Below are 14271 nucleotides of genomic sequence, written 5' to 3' on the forward strand. Positions count from 1 at the left end.
TTTCAAAAGGAGGAAACGTATGGGCGACTTTATTCATATTCGCCGTGATTTACACCAAATTCCCGAACTCGGCTTTCAAGAGTTTAAAACACAACAATACATATTAGACTATCTTGCCACCCTTCCGTCTGAGCGACTGCAAATCAAAACGTGGCGCACAGGTATTCTCGTGCACGTTCATGGCACTGCACCAACGAAAACGATCGGTTATCGCGCCGATATGGACGGATTGCCAATTGACGAACAAACAGACGTTCCGTTTCGTTCAACGCATGAAGGACGCATGCACGCGTGTGGGCACGATATGCATATGGCGATTGCGCTCGGTGTGCTTACTCATGTTGTTCATCATCCCATTTGTGATGACATGCTGTTTATTTTTCAACCAGCCGAAGAAGGACCGGGCGGGGCGCTTCCGATGTTGGAGAGCGACGAAATGAAACAATGGATGCCCGATATGATCCTTGCTTTGCATATCGCTCCAGAATATCCGGTCGGAACGATCGCAACAAAAGAAGGGCTATTGTTTGCGAACACGTCCGAACTGTTTATTGACTTAATCGGCAAAGGAGGGCATGCCGCGTTTCCGCATGAAACGAAAGATATGGTCGTTGCGGCAAGCTCCCTTATCATGCAGCTGCAAACGATCGTCTCACGCAACGTCAATCCGCTCGATAGCGCTGTTATTACAGTTGGCAAACTAACGAGCGGGACGGTACAAAACGTTATCGCTGAGCGCGCACGGCTTGAAGGAACGATTCGTACACTTTCACCAGAAGCGATGGAAAAAGTGAAAAGGCGCATTGAAGCGATTGTGCGCGGCGTCGAAGTCGCTTACGACTGCCAAGCGCACATTGATTACGGTTCGATGTATTATCAAGTGTACAACGACGAGACGTTAACGAACGAATTTATGCAGTTTGTTGAGAAAGAAACAAATGTACGCCTCGTTCGTTGTCAAGAAGCGATGACGGGCGAAGATTTCGGCTACATGCTTGCACGCATCCCTGGGTTTATGTTTTGGCTCGGCGTGCAATCACCGTTCGGCTTACATCATGCGAAATTAAACCCAAACGAAGAGGCGATCGATGTTGCCATTCAACTACTTACCCGTTACGTCACTTGGAAAGGAAATCATAAAGTAAAGGAAGAATAATGATGAAACTACGAGAACTTATGCCATCACTAGACGGAGCAACACTTGTACTCAACGGAAATGTCACGCGTGAACAGCTCATTGGAAAACCGACGCTCATTCATTTTTGGGCGGTCAGTTGCCATCTTTGTAAAGACGGAATGAAACAAGTAAACGTCTTCCGCGAGCGTTACAAAGGGGAATTGCACGTCGTATCTGTCCATATGCCGCGACGCGATGGCGACGAAAACGTAGAAGTCGTCCAACAGCTAGCTGAACAATACGGCATGACCCATCCGCTTTTCATTGACAACGACCATCGCTTGAAAGAAGCGTTTGATAATCGCTGCGTGCCGACGTACTATATATTTGATGCAAATGGTCATTTTCGCCATTACCAAGCAGGAAGCGGTGGAATGAATATGTTAGAAAAACGAATCATTCGCGTCATTGATGAATATCGAACAAGAGGGGATATTGAATGAAAAAGAAGGAGTTTGCTGTCATCGGCCTCGGACGCTTTGGCGGTAGCGTATGTCGCACGTTAAGCGAACAAGGCATGGAAGTGCTTGCGATTGATATAAACGAAGATAAAGTGAACGAATATGCATCGATCGCGTCACAAGCGGTCGTTGCTGACTCAACAGACGAAAACGTCTTAAAAAGCTTAGGCATTCGTAACTTCGACCACGTCATCGTCGCGATTGGCGACAACATTCAAGCAAGCATTTTAACAACGCTGATTTTAAAAGAGCTCGGTGTCGAAAAAATTACAGTGAAAGCAACGAACGATTATCATGAAAAAGTATTGAAAAAAATTGGAGCGGACCATATCGTTCATCCCGAACGAGATATGGGCGAAAGAATTGCAAACAATATGATTTCAAACAACGTGCTCGATTATTTAGAGCTATCTGATCGCCATAGCATCGTCGAAATTGTCGCAAACAAACGGCTCCACGGTCATTCGCTTCTCGAGTTAGACATTCGCGCGAAATACGGCATTAATATCGTGGCGATTAAACGAAACAACGACATTATCGTATCACCGCTTGCATCAGAAGTCATTTACGAAGGGGACATTTTAATCGTCATCGGTGCCGATCAAGACATTGACCGCTTCGAAAGCGAAGTCGTGGGAGAATAAAAAGAAGGTGTCCAAACGGGCACCTTCTTTTTTTACACTTCCATAATAATCGGTAAAATCATCGGTTTTCGCTTCGTTTTTTCGTATAAAAACGGTGCGAGCGTATCAGTAATTTCCGTTTTAATGTCGGACCATTGATTTGTTCCTTGTTCGAGTAGCTGTTGTAAATGTTTCGCAATCAGTTGTTGTGCATCGTTAATTAAATTGCCCGACTCACGCATATAAACGAATCCGCGTGAAATAATGTCTGGACCTGCGGCAATTTTCATTTCTTTCATATTAATGCTTACAACGACGATGACAAGCCCTTCCTCCGATAAAATGCGGCGGTCGCGCAGAACGATGTTGCCGATATCTCCAATGCCACTCCCGTCAATATACACCGAGCCGGACGGAATTTTACCGACGATGCTTGCTCCTTCTTCACTAATGCCAAGCACCTCGCCGTTGTCCATAATAAAGCAATTTTCTTCTGGCACACCGCAATCAACCGCAAGTTTCACATGCATTTTTTGCATGCGATATTCACCGTGAATCGGCATAAAATATTTCGGTTTCATGAGGCGAATCATTAATTTTTGTTCCTCTTGTCCGCCGTGACCAGACGTATGAATGTCGCTAAGCGGTCCATGAATGACTTCCGCTCCTGCACGCGCAAGCATGTTAATGATGCGATTGACGCTTACTGTATTGCCCGGAATTGGCGAAGATGAAAAGACGACTGTATCCCCCGGCATAATTTGAATTTGGCGATGTGACCCGTTGGCGATGCGCGATAACGCCGCCATCGGCTCACCTTGGCTTCCGGTGCAAAGGATGGTGACGCGATGGGCAGGAAGGCGATTAATTTGCGTAGCGTCAACGAACGTATCTTTCGGACATTTAATGTAGCCGAGCTGTTGTCCAATTTCGATGGCCGCTTCCATGCTGCGACCGAAGACAGCAATTTTTCGATTGTTTAATACAGCCGCTTCGGTGACTTGCTGTAAGCGGTGAATGTTGGAAGCAAACGTCGCAAAAATAATGCGCCCTTGCACTTTTCGGAAAATATCGTGAATGCTTTCGCCGACGCGTCGCTCAGACATCGTAAAATGCGGAATTTCGCTATTTGTACTGTCGGACAACAAACAAAGAACGCCTTCTTTTCCGATTTCGGCCATCTTCGTTAAGTTGGCTGGCTCGCCAACAGGCGTAAAGTCGAATTTAAAATCGCCCGTATGCACAATTTGCCCGACCGGTGTTTTGACGACAATGCCGTAGCTATCTGGAATGCTGTGCGTTGTGCGGAAAAATGTCACCGCTGTTTTTCCGAACGAAATGACGTCATCTTCTTTTATTTCAATTAGTTTCGTTTGGCGAAGCAATCCGTGCTCCTCGAGCTTATTGCGAATGAGGCCGAGCGCTAACTTTCCACCGTAAATTGGCACGTTCACTTGGCGAAGCAAATACGGAATGCCGCCAATATGGTCTTCGTGTCCATGGGTAATAAATAATCCTTTAATGTTTTCTGCGTTTTTCACTAAATAGCTATAATCAGGGATGACGTAATCAATTCCGAGCAACTCGTCTTCTGGAAACTTAATGCCGGCATCGATGATGATGATTTCATCTTCATACTGCACGCCATATGTATTTTTTCCGATTTCGCCTAGACCGCCGAGGGCGAAAACGCCAACTTGTTTATTTTTCAACATGCTCATCGTTCAATCTCCAATACGTGAAAATCAGGGTTTTGTTGCTCGTACGCTAAATGCGCACCTTCAAGCGGCTGAATGTATTCAATATTGATATGACGGTCTTGTAATTTTCGGCGCACATCTCGCTCGCTTTCCGCTTCGATGTAGAGTGTTTTCGTTTTTTCTCTTACCGGCACTTCATCGATCGTTTCTTGATAAAATACTTTAAAAATCAACGTTCATCTCTCCTTATGTGTAATGTTGTAATGATTTTATTAGCCCCGAGCGCGTTCCGCTTTTCTTATTATATATAAAAAGTGTGGAATGGGAAACAAAATTGAAAAGAAGCCCTTCAACAGAAGGGCTCGTACAACTAGGCAATGGATTTTCTGCGCAAAAGTTCTTTCCATTGTTTGAGCAGCTTGCGTTTCAACTTTTTCAACATGACGCATCACTCCTCACTTTTATTGTATCCGATTTTGTCGGAAAGTAAATGTTTTATCTACTATTTATTATAAGAAGATGCTCGACAAATTTTGCATGGGAAAATATACATTGAAACAACCAATTTATTGACAATATGGCGCAGTTCCGTTACGGTAAGTTTGTGAACTTTTACACGAGGAGCGCGAGAAGCATGGAGAGAAAGATCGTCTTTTTTGATATTGACGGAACGTTGTTAGATCATGATAAACAGTTGCCGGAATCGACATATGAAGCGATACACGAATTAAAAAAACAAGGGGTATATGTAGCGATCGCCACAGGAAGAGCGCCGTTTATGTTTGAATCGTTGCGAAAAGAGCTTGACATTCAATCGTTTGTCAGCTTTAACGGACAGTATGTTGTTTTTGAAGGGGAGGTCATTTACAATCAACCGCTTGATCGCAAGCAACTTCGTGCATTAAAACAAATGGCACGCGACAATGACCATCCGCTTATTTTTATGGACGCCGACACGATGCGTGCAAGTGTAGCCGATCATCCGTACATTCACGAAAGCATGGGAAGTTTAAAATTTACTCATCCACCGCACGATGAAACGTATGATGAACGAAACGACATTTATCAAGCGCTTTTATTTTGTAAACCAGAAGAAGAACAGCCGTATATTCAATCGTTTCCGACGTTTCACTTCGTGCGCTGGCATGCGGTGTCAACGGACGTATTGCCGTATGGCGGATCGAAAGCAGAAGGAATTAAAAAAATGATGAACGAACTCGGCATTCCGCGCGAAAACGTTTATGCGTTCGGCGACGGGTTAAACGATACAGAAATGCTTCGCTTTGTCGGTACAGGTGTCGCGATGGGAAATGGGCATGAAGAAGCGAAAAAAGTAGCTGATTTCATTACAAAACCGGTCGATGAAGACGGCATTTTATTCGGCTTACGCCACCTTGGTTTGTTAAAATAAAAGGGCTCCGTCATGGTAGCCCTTTTTGAAAAGAAAGTATAAAATTTCGAATTGATGTCTAGCTCCAAGCGCCATCGGCTCGAGTCGCTCCGTCCCACACTGCGGCGGCGACAGCCTCCTCGGTGGGGCTCGTGCTCTCTTCGCCGATAGGCGGTCGCTTTCCGCTTTTCTTATTACCTTTCAATCGGGATAGCGCCAGCTGGCACGTCGTACGGATTTTGTTTATTAATATGGTCATAAAACATAATGCCGTTTAAATGGTCAATTTCATGTTGAAATACGATCGCAGGCAATCCTTTCAAGCGCAGTTTCACCGTTTCGCCCTCAAGCGTCGTTCCGGTGACGGTAATGCGCATATAGCGCGGCACGTAACCCGGAATTGCTTCGTCTACAGACAAACAACCTTCTCCGCTCGTTAAATAGCACATCTCAACCGAATGGCTCACAATTTTCGGATTAAATAACGCATAGCTATGCAACGTTCCTTTTTCATCCGTCACATGCACAGCAATCATCCGTTTTGAAACGTTAATTTGTGGGGCAGCTAAGCCAATGCCTGGACGAAGCCCGTATGCCTTCGCTAGTTCAGGATCTTGGCTCATTTTTACATATTCCAATAAACTCGCTAAAATGCGGCGATCTTCTTCAGAAGGGGGAAGGGGAACTTCTTCCGCTACTTTTCGTAACGTCGGATGTCCATCTTTAATAATATCTTTCATCGTAATCACGTCGTTTCACTCCTTATCCACAAAGTAGACTACGTTTTATTATGGGCGATTATGCACAAAAGTGCAATTGGCTGACGAAACATACATAAACACGTTGTAAAACAGAAATAATACAGATTTAAAAAAATAAGTATAACAGATTCATAACACAGTTAAAATTTTCTAAATTTCATTTTTACATAGAACGTGTCAAGCAAACTGGTTGACGTGCGTTGTCGAAAGGTGTAAACTGAAAGATGTAAAAAAATAGTTGTATTAATCGTAATTGCTTTTTTTATTAATACAGCTTTTCATACACAAGCGTAGTAAAAACAAATCGTTTTTGGGCAAATTAAAAGGTGCATCATTTTACGTTTCGAAAAGAAAGGATGAGGTGAACAACATGGGTAAAAAGCCCCTATTTGATGTGAAAAAGCAACTTGAAAAAGTCGCTGAGCAGTTCCCGACATTTCAAATTTTAAACGAAGAAGGCGAAGTCGTAAACGAAGCGGCAATGCCAGATTTAACAGATGAGCAATTAAAAGAGTTAATGCGCCGCATGGTGTATACGCGTGTGCTTGACCAACGTTGCATTTCGTTAAACCGTCAAGGACGTCTCGGCTTCTATGCGCCAACAGCAGGACAAGAAGCGAGCCAATTAGCGAGCCATTTCGCGCTAGAAAAAGAAGACTTCATTTTACCGGGCTATCGTGACGTTCCGCAAATGATTTGGCACGGTTTACCGCTTTACCAAGCATTTTTATTTTCACGCGGACATTTCCATGGCAACCAAATTCCTGAAGATGTAAACGTGTTGCCGCCGCAGATTATTATCGGTGCGCAAATTATTCAAGCAGCCGGCGTTGCGCTCGGCATGAAAAAACGCGGCAAAAAAGCGGTTGCGGTTACATATACAGGTGACGGCGGTGCATCACAAGGGGACTTCTACGAAGGAATGAACTTCGCAGGGGCATTTAACGCACCAGCGATCTTTATCGTTCAAAACAACCGTTTTGCGATTTCGACACCAGTCGAAAAACAATCTGCGGCAAAAACAATCGCCCAAAAAGCAGTTGCAGCAGGTATTCCGGGCATTCAAGTTGACGGAATGGACCCGCTTGCAGTATATGTCGCAGTTCGTGACGCTCGCGAGCGTGCAATTAACGGCGGAGGACCAACATTGATTGAAACGCTTTGCTTCCGTTACGGTCCGCATACAATGGCAGGAGACGACCCAACACGCTATCGTTCGAAAGAGCTTGAAAACGAATGGGAGAAAAAAGATCCGCTCGTTCGCTTCCGCAAGTTTTTAGAAAACAAAGGATTATGGAGCGAAGAAGAAGAAAATCGCGTCATCGAACAAGCGAAAGAAGATATTAAAGAAGCGATTAAGAAAGCGGACGAAACACCAAAACAAAAAGTAACAGACTTAATGTCGATCATGTACGAAGAAATGCCAGCGTTCTTAAAAGAACAATACGAAATCTACAAAGAAAAGGAGTCGAAATAAGCCATGGCGCAAATGACAATGATTCAAGCAATCACGGATGCGTTGCGCGTAGAAATGCGCAAAGACCCGAACGTTCTTGTGTTCGGTGAAGACGTCGGTGTAAACGGCGGGGTATTCCGCGCGACAGAAGGATTGCAAGCGGAGTTTGGCGAAGATCGCGTATTCGACACACCGCTTGCAGAATCAGGAATCGGTGGTTTAGCGATCGGTTTAGCGTTGCAAGGATTCCGCCCTGTGCCTGAAATTCAATTTTTCGGATTCGTCTATGAAGTGATGGACTCGATTTCTGGTCAAATGGCGCGCATGCGCTATCGTTCTGGCGGACGCTTCCATGCGCCAATTACCGTTCGTTCGCCATTCGGTGGCGGCGTACATACGCCAGAATTGCACGCTGACAGCTTAGAAGGGCTTGTTGCACAACAGCCAGGATTAAAAGTTGTCATCCCATCGACACCGTACGATGCGAAAGGGTTATTAATTTCAGCCATTCGCGACAACGACCCGGTCATTTTCTTAGAGCATATGAAATTGTACCGTTCGTTCCGTCAAGAAGTGCCAGAAGGCGAATATACAATTCCGATCGGAAAAGCAGACATTAAACGTGAAGGAACAGACGTATCGGTCATCACATACGGTGCCATGGTACACGAATCATTAAAAGCAGCAGCGGAACTTGAAAAAGAAGGCATTTCTGTTGAAGTTATTGACTTGCGTACAGTTCAACCGTTAGACATTGAAACGATTATCGCATCAGTTGAAAAAACAGGTCGTGCGGTTGTTGTACAAGAAGCACAAAAACAAGCAGGTATTGCCGCAAACGTTGTTGCAGAAATTAATGAACGTGCGATCCTTAGCCTTGAAGCGCCAGTGTTGCGCGTTGCGGCACCAGATACAGTATATCCGTTCTCGCAAGCAGAGCCGGTATGGTTACCGAACTTTAAAGATGTCATCGAAACAGTGAAAAAAGTAATGACGTTTTAATGGAGGGGGCATTCCCCTCCCCATTTAAGAAATAGGAGGTTGAGATCCATGGCATTTGAATTTAAATTACCGGATATCGGTGAAGGAATTCACGAAGGTGAAATTGTCAAATGGTTTGTAAAGCCGGGCGATGAAGTAAACGAAGACGACGTGCTTTGCGAAGTACAAAACGATAAAGCAGTAGTAGAAATTCCATCTCCAGTCAAAGGAAAAGTATTAGAAATTTTAGTGAGCGAAGGCACAGTCGCAACGGTTGGCCAAACGTTAATTAAATTTGATGCGCCAGGATACGAAAACTTAAAATTCAAAGGCGATCATGGCGATGAGCCAAAAGTAGAAGAAAAGAAAGAAGAAGTAAAACAAGAGCCAGCTGCACAAAGCACGGAGCCGAAAAAACGCGTCATCGCGATGCCATCAGTGCGCAAATATGCGCGTGAAAAAGGTGTCGACATTCGCCTCGTACAAGGAACAGGCAAAAACGGCCGCGTATTAAAACAAGATATCGATGCGTACTTGGCAGGCGGTGCAGCGCCACAACCAGAAACGAAAGCACCACAAGCAGAAACAGTTGCGCCAGCGCAAGAACAAAAAGCGGCACCAGCACCACAGCCAGTTGTTCTTGAAGGCGAGTTCCCAGAAACACGCGAGAAAATGAGCGGCATTCGTCGCGCGATCGCCAAAGCGATGGTGAACTCGAAACATACCGCACCACACGTTACATTAATGGACGAAGTCGATGTGACAAAACTCGTTGCGCATCGTAAGAAATTTAAAGACGTCGCGGCGCAAAAAGGCATTAAGTTAACGTTCTTACCGTATGTCGTTAAAGCGTTAACGTCTGCGCTTCGCGAATATCCAGCGCTTAACACATCCATTGACGATGCAACGGAAGAAATCGTTCATAAACATTACTACAACATCGGAATTGCAGCGGACACAGATAAAGGCTTGCTCGTTCCGGTTGTGAAACATGCCGACCGCAAATCGATTTTTGCGATCGCAAAAGAAATTAACGAGCTTGCAACAAAAGCGCGCGAAGGCAAATTAATGCCAAACGAAATGAAAGGTGCAACGTGCACAATTACAAACATCGGTTCAGCAGGCGGCCAATGGTTTACACCAGTTATTAACCATCCGGAAGTAGCGATTTTAGGTATCGGTCGCATTTCAGAAAAACCGATCGTGCGCGATGGCGAAATTGTTATCGCTCCAGTATTAGCGTTGTCGTTAAGCTTCGACCACCGCATGATCGACGGTGCAACGGCACAAAATGCGTTAAATCATATTAAACGTTTATTAAACGATCCTGAATTATTATTAATGGAGGCGTAATGCGATGGTAGTAGGCGATTTCGCAATTGAAACAGAAACTCTCGTCGTCGGTGCAGGTCCTGGCGGTTACGTCGCAGCGATTCGTGCGGCGCAGCTCGGCCAAAAAGTAACGATCGTTGAAAAAGGAAACCTCGGCGGTGTGTGCTTAAACGTTGGATGTATTCCATCGAAAGCGCTCATCTCTGCCGGTCATCGTTACGAAATTGCAACACATTCACAAGATATGGGTATTTTTGCAGAAAACGTAAAAGTTGACTTTTCAAAAGTGCAAGAATGGAAAGCGAGCGTCGTGAAAAAATTAACAGGTGGCGTAGAAAGTTTATTAAAAGGAAATAAAGTCGAAATCGTGCGCGGCGAAGCGTATTTTGTTGACGAAAATACCGTTCGCGTCATGACAGAAAATAGCGCGCAAACGTACAAATTTAAAAACGCCATTATCGCAACAGGTTCTCGCCCAATCGAGCTGCCAGCGTTTAAATTTTCAAAGCGCGTCCTTGACTCGACAGGCGCATTAAACTTGCCTGAAATTCCAAAATCAATGGTCGTCATCGGCGGCGGTTACATCGGTACAGAATTAGGAACAGCATACGCAAACTTCGGAACGAAAATTACGATTTTAGAAGGCGCGGATGAAATTTTATCTGGCTTCGAAAAACAAATGAGCGCTGTCGTTCGTCGTCGCTTGAAGAAAAAAGGAGTAGACGTCTTTACAAACGCGCTTGCGAAAGGTGTCGAAGAGCGTGAAGACGGCGTAACGGTAACATTTGAAGTAAACGGCGAAACGAAAACGGTCGATGCCGAATACGTGCTCGTTACTGTTGGTCGCCGTCCGAACACAGAAGAAATGGGACTTGAACAAATTGGCATCAAAATGACAGAACGCGGTTTAATTGAAATCGACAAGCAATGCCGCACGAGCGTGCCGAACATTTACGCGATCGGTGACATCGTGGCAGGACCACCGCTTGCGCATAAAGCATCATACGAAGGAAAAATTGCGGCAGAAGCGATCGCTGGTCATCCGTCTGAAATTGACTACTTAGCGATTCCAGCTGTTGTCTTCTCCGATCCTGAATGCGCGTCTGTCGGTTACTTTGAAAAACAAGCGATCGAAGAAGGCATTGACGTCATTACCGCAAAATTCCCGTTCGGTGCAAACGGCCGTGCCCTTGCGTTAAACGAAACAGACGGCTTCTTAAAGCTCGTCTTAACGAAAGACGATGGCGTCATTATCGGTGCACAAATCGTCGGACCGAACGCATCGGATATGATCGCAGAGCTTGGCTTAGCGATCGAAGCAGGCATGACAGCTGAAGATATTGCGATGACGATTCATGCGCATCCAACGCTCGGTGAAATTACGATGGAAGCAGCGGAAGTGGCGATCGGTAGCCCAATTCATATTATTAACAAATAAAAGAGGATGGCTTCGCCGTCCTCTTTTTTCATGATTTTTTTGAGACGATCATATGATGTTTGTAAGGGGTGTATAAACATGTATATCGTCTTTTTACTTCAAATGATTTTATGGAGTTTGTTTTCGCTCATCGAATGGAGATCGGCCCACGATCATTTTATTTTTAAAGCGTTGTTGTTTGTCATGTTTATGTATGTTGCTTTTTTGCTTGCGCTTCGGTTTCGTTTAACGAAAAGACAAGCATGTTGGACAACCGTCTCGACGATTGCCATTTATTTTCTTTGCCGCGAGCTTTTTTGGGCTTATCGTTTGTAATAATACATCACTCGCCCGTTAAATAAATGCAGTTTTCCTGCCATTCGTTTAGCGAAAAATTTACATAGTTCATTCGCTTTTCCTTTATCGCCATGCGTCGCTTGTTTCGATAAAGCAAACTCCACCGCACGCTCATGAATGCGGCATTCAATCATATGATAACGTGCATCTTTTCCGACGAGAATGATGCGGTCTTCGTTTATGACGATATCGTATGGAAAAGCGTACTGTTCGTAGTCCCAGCCAAGCTGTTCGCCCGTTTTGCGCGCGATATCGCGAAATTGTTCGAGCAGTTGTTTGCATTGTTCTAACGTCACCGTCTCCCACGTTGATGCAGGGACAAGTTCAATGGTAGCTGTATGAGCCATTTTGTTCACCTCAAACATGTTGAAATCACTTTCATTGTATCATGAATATATATAAAAAAACAAATAATTGCGAAAATATAAACGATGCGGTATAATGAATGTTAACCTATTAGAAGGAGGGAATGATATGCACGTATTTGAAAAAATGTATGATGAGCATGAAAAAGTAAAAGTGAGGTTCGTCGGTTTTACGACAAAAGACGTTCGCTACGATTTTGGCATCGTTTATACGAGCATGTTTTTTGGCAAACCACTTGTCATCTGTATGCAAACAGGCCGCTCCGCTCTCCTCGACCCGAAAGACATCGAAGACCACGACTACTTACAACGAATATTTCGCATCGACACAAAAGAACAAGCTGAAGATTTAGCTGAATTTTTCTCAGACATTTTACCAACGACACCTTATGTTGAACAATATGAGTAAGAGGCGTGAAATACGTCTCTTTTTTTGTTTAAATATGTCATACTAATTCCTATTGACAAAATAAATGTGACATATTATTATGTAATAAGTAAAACGTTTTCAAACATTCCAAAGGAAAAGGGGTTATCGGGGATGGGTACAATTGTATGCCAAACATGCAATGCGACAATCGATCATTTTGAAGATGAAAAAGTAACGGTATTGTACGGTCAATGTTGCACATGCGATTGTGAAGACGAGGAATAATAAGCTTTGGGGGATGGGGAGGATATATATAGAAAAGAGACTGGTTTTCGCCAGTCTCTTTTTTTAAAAGCGGAGTGCTACACTCCGCTTTTATCGTCTATGATGTTCTTTAATGACGCGCAACGTTCGCAACGTATCGTCTTCTGGACCTTGAACAGGCAAGCCGACTTCGATATTTTTGCGAATGTAATTTAAATTTTCTTCCGTAATAATTTCGCCCGGGATGAAAATCGGGATGCCAGGTGGATATACCATGACAAACTCCGCGATAATGCGCCCTGCCGATTCATCAAACGGCACGACTTCCGTTTCCGCATAAAACGCATCGCGTGGGGTGAGCGCAAGCACAGGAATATCTGGTAAAATCACTTCCGCTTTTTTCCCGACTTCCGCTTGATGGCGAAATTCATTCGATAAATGACGAAGCGCATCAACTAATACGTTCGTTTCCTGCTCCGTATCGCCCGGTGTAATAATACATAAAATGTTATATAAATCCGACAATTCGACTTCAATATTGTAGCGTTCACGAAGCCATTTTTCCACGTCGTAGCCAGTGAGTCCAAGCTCTTTGACTGAAATAATGAGCTTCGTCGGATCGTAATCAAACGTTGCTTCTGTCCCGAGAATTTCTTTTCCGACGCAATATAAATAATCGATGTCGTTAATTTGCTTCCGCGTTTCATTTGCCAGGCGAATCGCTTGTTCCGCAAGCTCATGTCCTTCTGTCGCTAGCCGTTTACGCGCGACATCGAGCGAAGCGAGCAATAAGTAAGATGTTGATGTCGTCGTTAACATGCTTAAAATCGCTTGCACGCGCTTCGGTGACACAAGCCCTTCTTTCACGTTTAAAATGGAGCTTTGCGTCATCGAACCGCCTAGTTTATGCACGCTCGTCGCTGCCATATCCGCACCTGCTTGCATCGCTGATAGTGGCAACTCTTCATGAAAGTGAATGTGCACACCGTGCGCCTCGTCCACAAGAACAGGAACGCCGTATGCGTGCGCAATGTCAACGATGCGTTTCAAGTCGCCAGCAATGCCGAAGTATGTCGGGTTAATGACGAGCACCCCTTTGGCGTCGGGATGTTGCTTTAATGCCGCTTCTACCGCTTCTGGTGTAATGCCGTGCGAAATGCCGAGCTCTTTATCAATTTCAGGATGAACGAAAATCGGTGTCGCTCCCGAAAAGACGATGGCAGACATAACGGATTTATGCACGTTTCGTGGGACGATAATTTTATCCCCAGGTCCTGCGACAGACATGACCATCGTCATAATCGCTCCGCTCGTTCCTTGCACGGAGAAAAACGTATAGTCCGCTCCAAACGCTTCCGCTGCTAGCTGTTGCGCCCGTTTAATCATTCCTTTTGGCTGATGTAAATCATCAAGCGGACCGATATTAATTAAATCCATCGCTAACGCATTTTCTCCAATAAAGGAGCGAAACTGCTCGTCCATGCCTGCTCCTTTTTTATGGCCAGGAATATGAAATTGAATCGGATTTTTCTTTATATGCTCTAACAGTCCGGTAAATAACGGTGTTTCATACTGTGACAATTTCGCTGTACACCTCTTTAACTTGGATTTACATAA

At 44.6% G+C, this 14271-nt stretch carries 17 protein-coding genes; 12 read left to right on the top strand and 5 right to left on the bottom strand.

What is annotated here, in order from left to right; genetic code table 11:
• Window positions 1–19: 19 nt before the first annotated feature.
• Genes NST18_RS04480 through NST18_RS04490 form a run of 3 tightly spaced genes read left to right on the top strand, consistent with a single transcriptional unit; the run spans window position 20 to window position 2282 of the window.
• Window positions 20–1156 (top strand): N-acetyldiaminopimelate deacetylase, encoded by a 1137-nt coding sequence (locus NST18_RS04480; RefSeq protein WP_004891320.1) that lies wholly within the window; start codon window positions 20–22, stop codon window positions 1154–1156.
• A gap of 2 nt (window positions 1157–1158) precedes the next feature.
• Complete coding sequence (locus NST18_RS04485; protein WP_004891318.1) at window positions 1159–1620, top strand: TlpA family protein disulfide reductase; 462 nt, start codon at window positions 1159–1161, stop codon at window positions 1618–1620.
• On the top strand, window positions 1617–2282 hold the full coding sequence (locus NST18_RS04490) for a potassium channel family protein (RefSeq protein ID WP_004891316.1): 666 nt from the start codon (window positions 1617–1619) through the stop codon (window positions 2280–2282). Before NST18_RS04485 ends, NST18_RS04490 begins: the two co-directional genes overlap by 4 nt.
• Window positions 2283–2314: 32 nt before the next feature.
• Here NST18_RS04490 and rnjA read toward each other — a convergent pair whose 3' ends face one another.
• On the bottom strand, window positions 2315–3982 hold the full coding sequence (gene rnjA, locus NST18_RS04495; RefSeq protein WP_004891315.1) for a ribonuclease J1: 1668 nt from the start codon (window positions 3980–3982) through the stop codon (window positions 2315–2317).
• Window positions 3979–4194 (bottom strand): DNA-dependent RNA polymerase subunit epsilon, encoded by a 216-nt coding sequence (locus tag NST18_RS04500; protein ID WP_004891313.1) that lies wholly within the window; start codon window positions 4192–4194, stop codon window positions 3979–3981. Before NST18_RS04500 ends, rnjA begins: the two co-directional genes overlap by 4 nt.
• An 83-nt stretch (window positions 4195–4277) precedes the next feature.
• Between NST18_RS04500 and NST18_RS04505 the strand changes: the two genes are divergently transcribed.
• Together NST18_RS04505 and NST18_RS04510 are read left to right on the top strand one after the other, a co-directional pair.
• A complete protein-coding gene (locus NST18_RS04505; RefSeq protein ID WP_192950815.1) occupies window positions 4278–4451 on the top strand; it encodes a hypothetical protein in 174 nt (57 codons plus the stop codon).
• A gap of 144 nt (window positions 4452–4595) precedes the next feature.
• On the top strand, window positions 4596–5372 hold the full coding sequence (locus NST18_RS04510; protein WP_340721257.1) for a Cof-type HAD-IIB family hydrolase: 777 nt from the start codon (window positions 4596–4598) through the stop codon (window positions 5370–5372).
• Between the two features lie 173 nt (window positions 5373–5545).
• Here the strand turns inward: NST18_RS04510 and def are convergent, their stop codons facing one another.
• Window positions 5546–6100 (bottom strand): peptide deformylase, encoded by a 555-nt coding sequence (gene def / locus NST18_RS04515; RefSeq protein ID WP_006321317.1) that lies wholly within the window; start codon window positions 6098–6100, stop codon window positions 5546–5548.
• A gap of 382 nt (window positions 6101–6482) precedes the next feature.
• On the opposite strand from def, the gene pdhA reads away from it, so the two are divergent.
• The 5 genes from pdhA to NST18_RS04540 all read left to right on the top strand — a co-directional run bounded on the left by pdhA (window position 6483) and on the right by NST18_RS04540 (window position 11634).
• Entirely contained in the window at window positions 6483–7589 is a 1107-nt protein-coding gene (pdhA, locus tag NST18_RS04520; RefSeq protein ID WP_004891309.1) for a pyruvate dehydrogenase (acetyl-transferring) E1 component subunit alpha, read from the top strand.
• Window positions 7590–7592: 3 nt separating this feature from the next.
• Window positions 7593–8570, top strand: a complete 978-nt coding sequence (locus tag NST18_RS04525; RefSeq protein WP_004891307.1) for an alpha-ketoacid dehydrogenase subunit beta — start codon at window positions 7593–7595, stop codon at window positions 8568–8570.
• Between the two features lie 48 nt (window positions 8571–8618).
• A complete protein-coding gene (locus NST18_RS04530; RefSeq protein ID WP_004891306.1) occupies window positions 8619–9902 on the top strand; it encodes a dihydrolipoamide acetyltransferase family protein in 1284 nt (427 codons plus the stop codon).
• Between the two features lie 4 nt (window positions 9903–9906).
• Window positions 9907–11319, top strand: a complete 1413-nt coding sequence (gene lpdA / locus NST18_RS04535; protein WP_004891305.1) for a dihydrolipoyl dehydrogenase — start codon at window positions 9907–9909, stop codon at window positions 11317–11319.
• A 78-nt stretch (window positions 11320–11397) separates the two neighbouring features.
• Complete coding sequence (locus NST18_RS04540) at window positions 11398–11634, top strand: hypothetical protein (protein ID WP_004891303.1); 237 nt, start codon at window positions 11398–11400, stop codon at window positions 11632–11634.
• Here NST18_RS04540 and NST18_RS04545 read toward each other — a convergent pair.
• Window positions 11622–12002, bottom strand: a complete 381-nt coding sequence (locus NST18_RS04545) for a DUF1885 family protein (RefSeq protein WP_004891301.1) — start codon at window positions 12000–12002, stop codon at window positions 11622–11624. The two genes, NST18_RS04540 and NST18_RS04545, sit on opposite strands and share 13 nt — an antisense overlap.
• Window positions 12003–12129: 127 nt before the next feature.
• Here NST18_RS04545 and NST18_RS04550 point away from each other — a divergent pair, with 127 nt between their 5' ends.
• Together NST18_RS04550 and NST18_RS04555 are read left to right on the top strand one after the other, a co-directional pair.
• Window positions 12130–12429 carry a DUF3055 domain-containing protein gene (locus NST18_RS04550; RefSeq protein WP_004891299.1) on the top strand — a complete coding sequence of 100 codons (300 nt, stop codon included), beginning with the start codon at window positions 12130–12132 and terminating at the stop codon, window positions 12427–12429.
• A 132-nt stretch (window positions 12430–12561) separates the two neighbouring features.
• Window positions 12562–12675: a GapA-binding peptide SR1P gene (locus tag NST18_RS04555; RefSeq protein WP_003395198.1), complete on the top strand. Its 114-nt coding sequence runs from the start codon at window positions 12562–12564 to the stop codon at window positions 12673–12675.
• Window positions 12676–12765: 90 nt separating this feature from the next.
• Here the strand turns inward: NST18_RS04555 and NST18_RS04560 are convergent, their stop codons facing one another.
• On the bottom strand, window positions 12766–14235 hold the full coding sequence (locus tag NST18_RS04560; RefSeq protein WP_004891295.1) for an aminotransferase class I/II-fold pyridoxal phosphate-dependent enzyme: 1470 nt from the start codon (window positions 14233–14235) through the stop codon (window positions 12766–12768).
• Window positions 14236–14271 lie beyond the last annotated feature (36 nt).

It is taken from the genome of Anoxybacillus sp. FSL W8-0104 (assembly GCF_038004465.1).
GTDB classification, from domain to species: Bacteria; Bacillota; Bacilli; order Bacillales; family Anoxybacillaceae; genus Anoxybacillus; species Anoxybacillus flavithermus_G.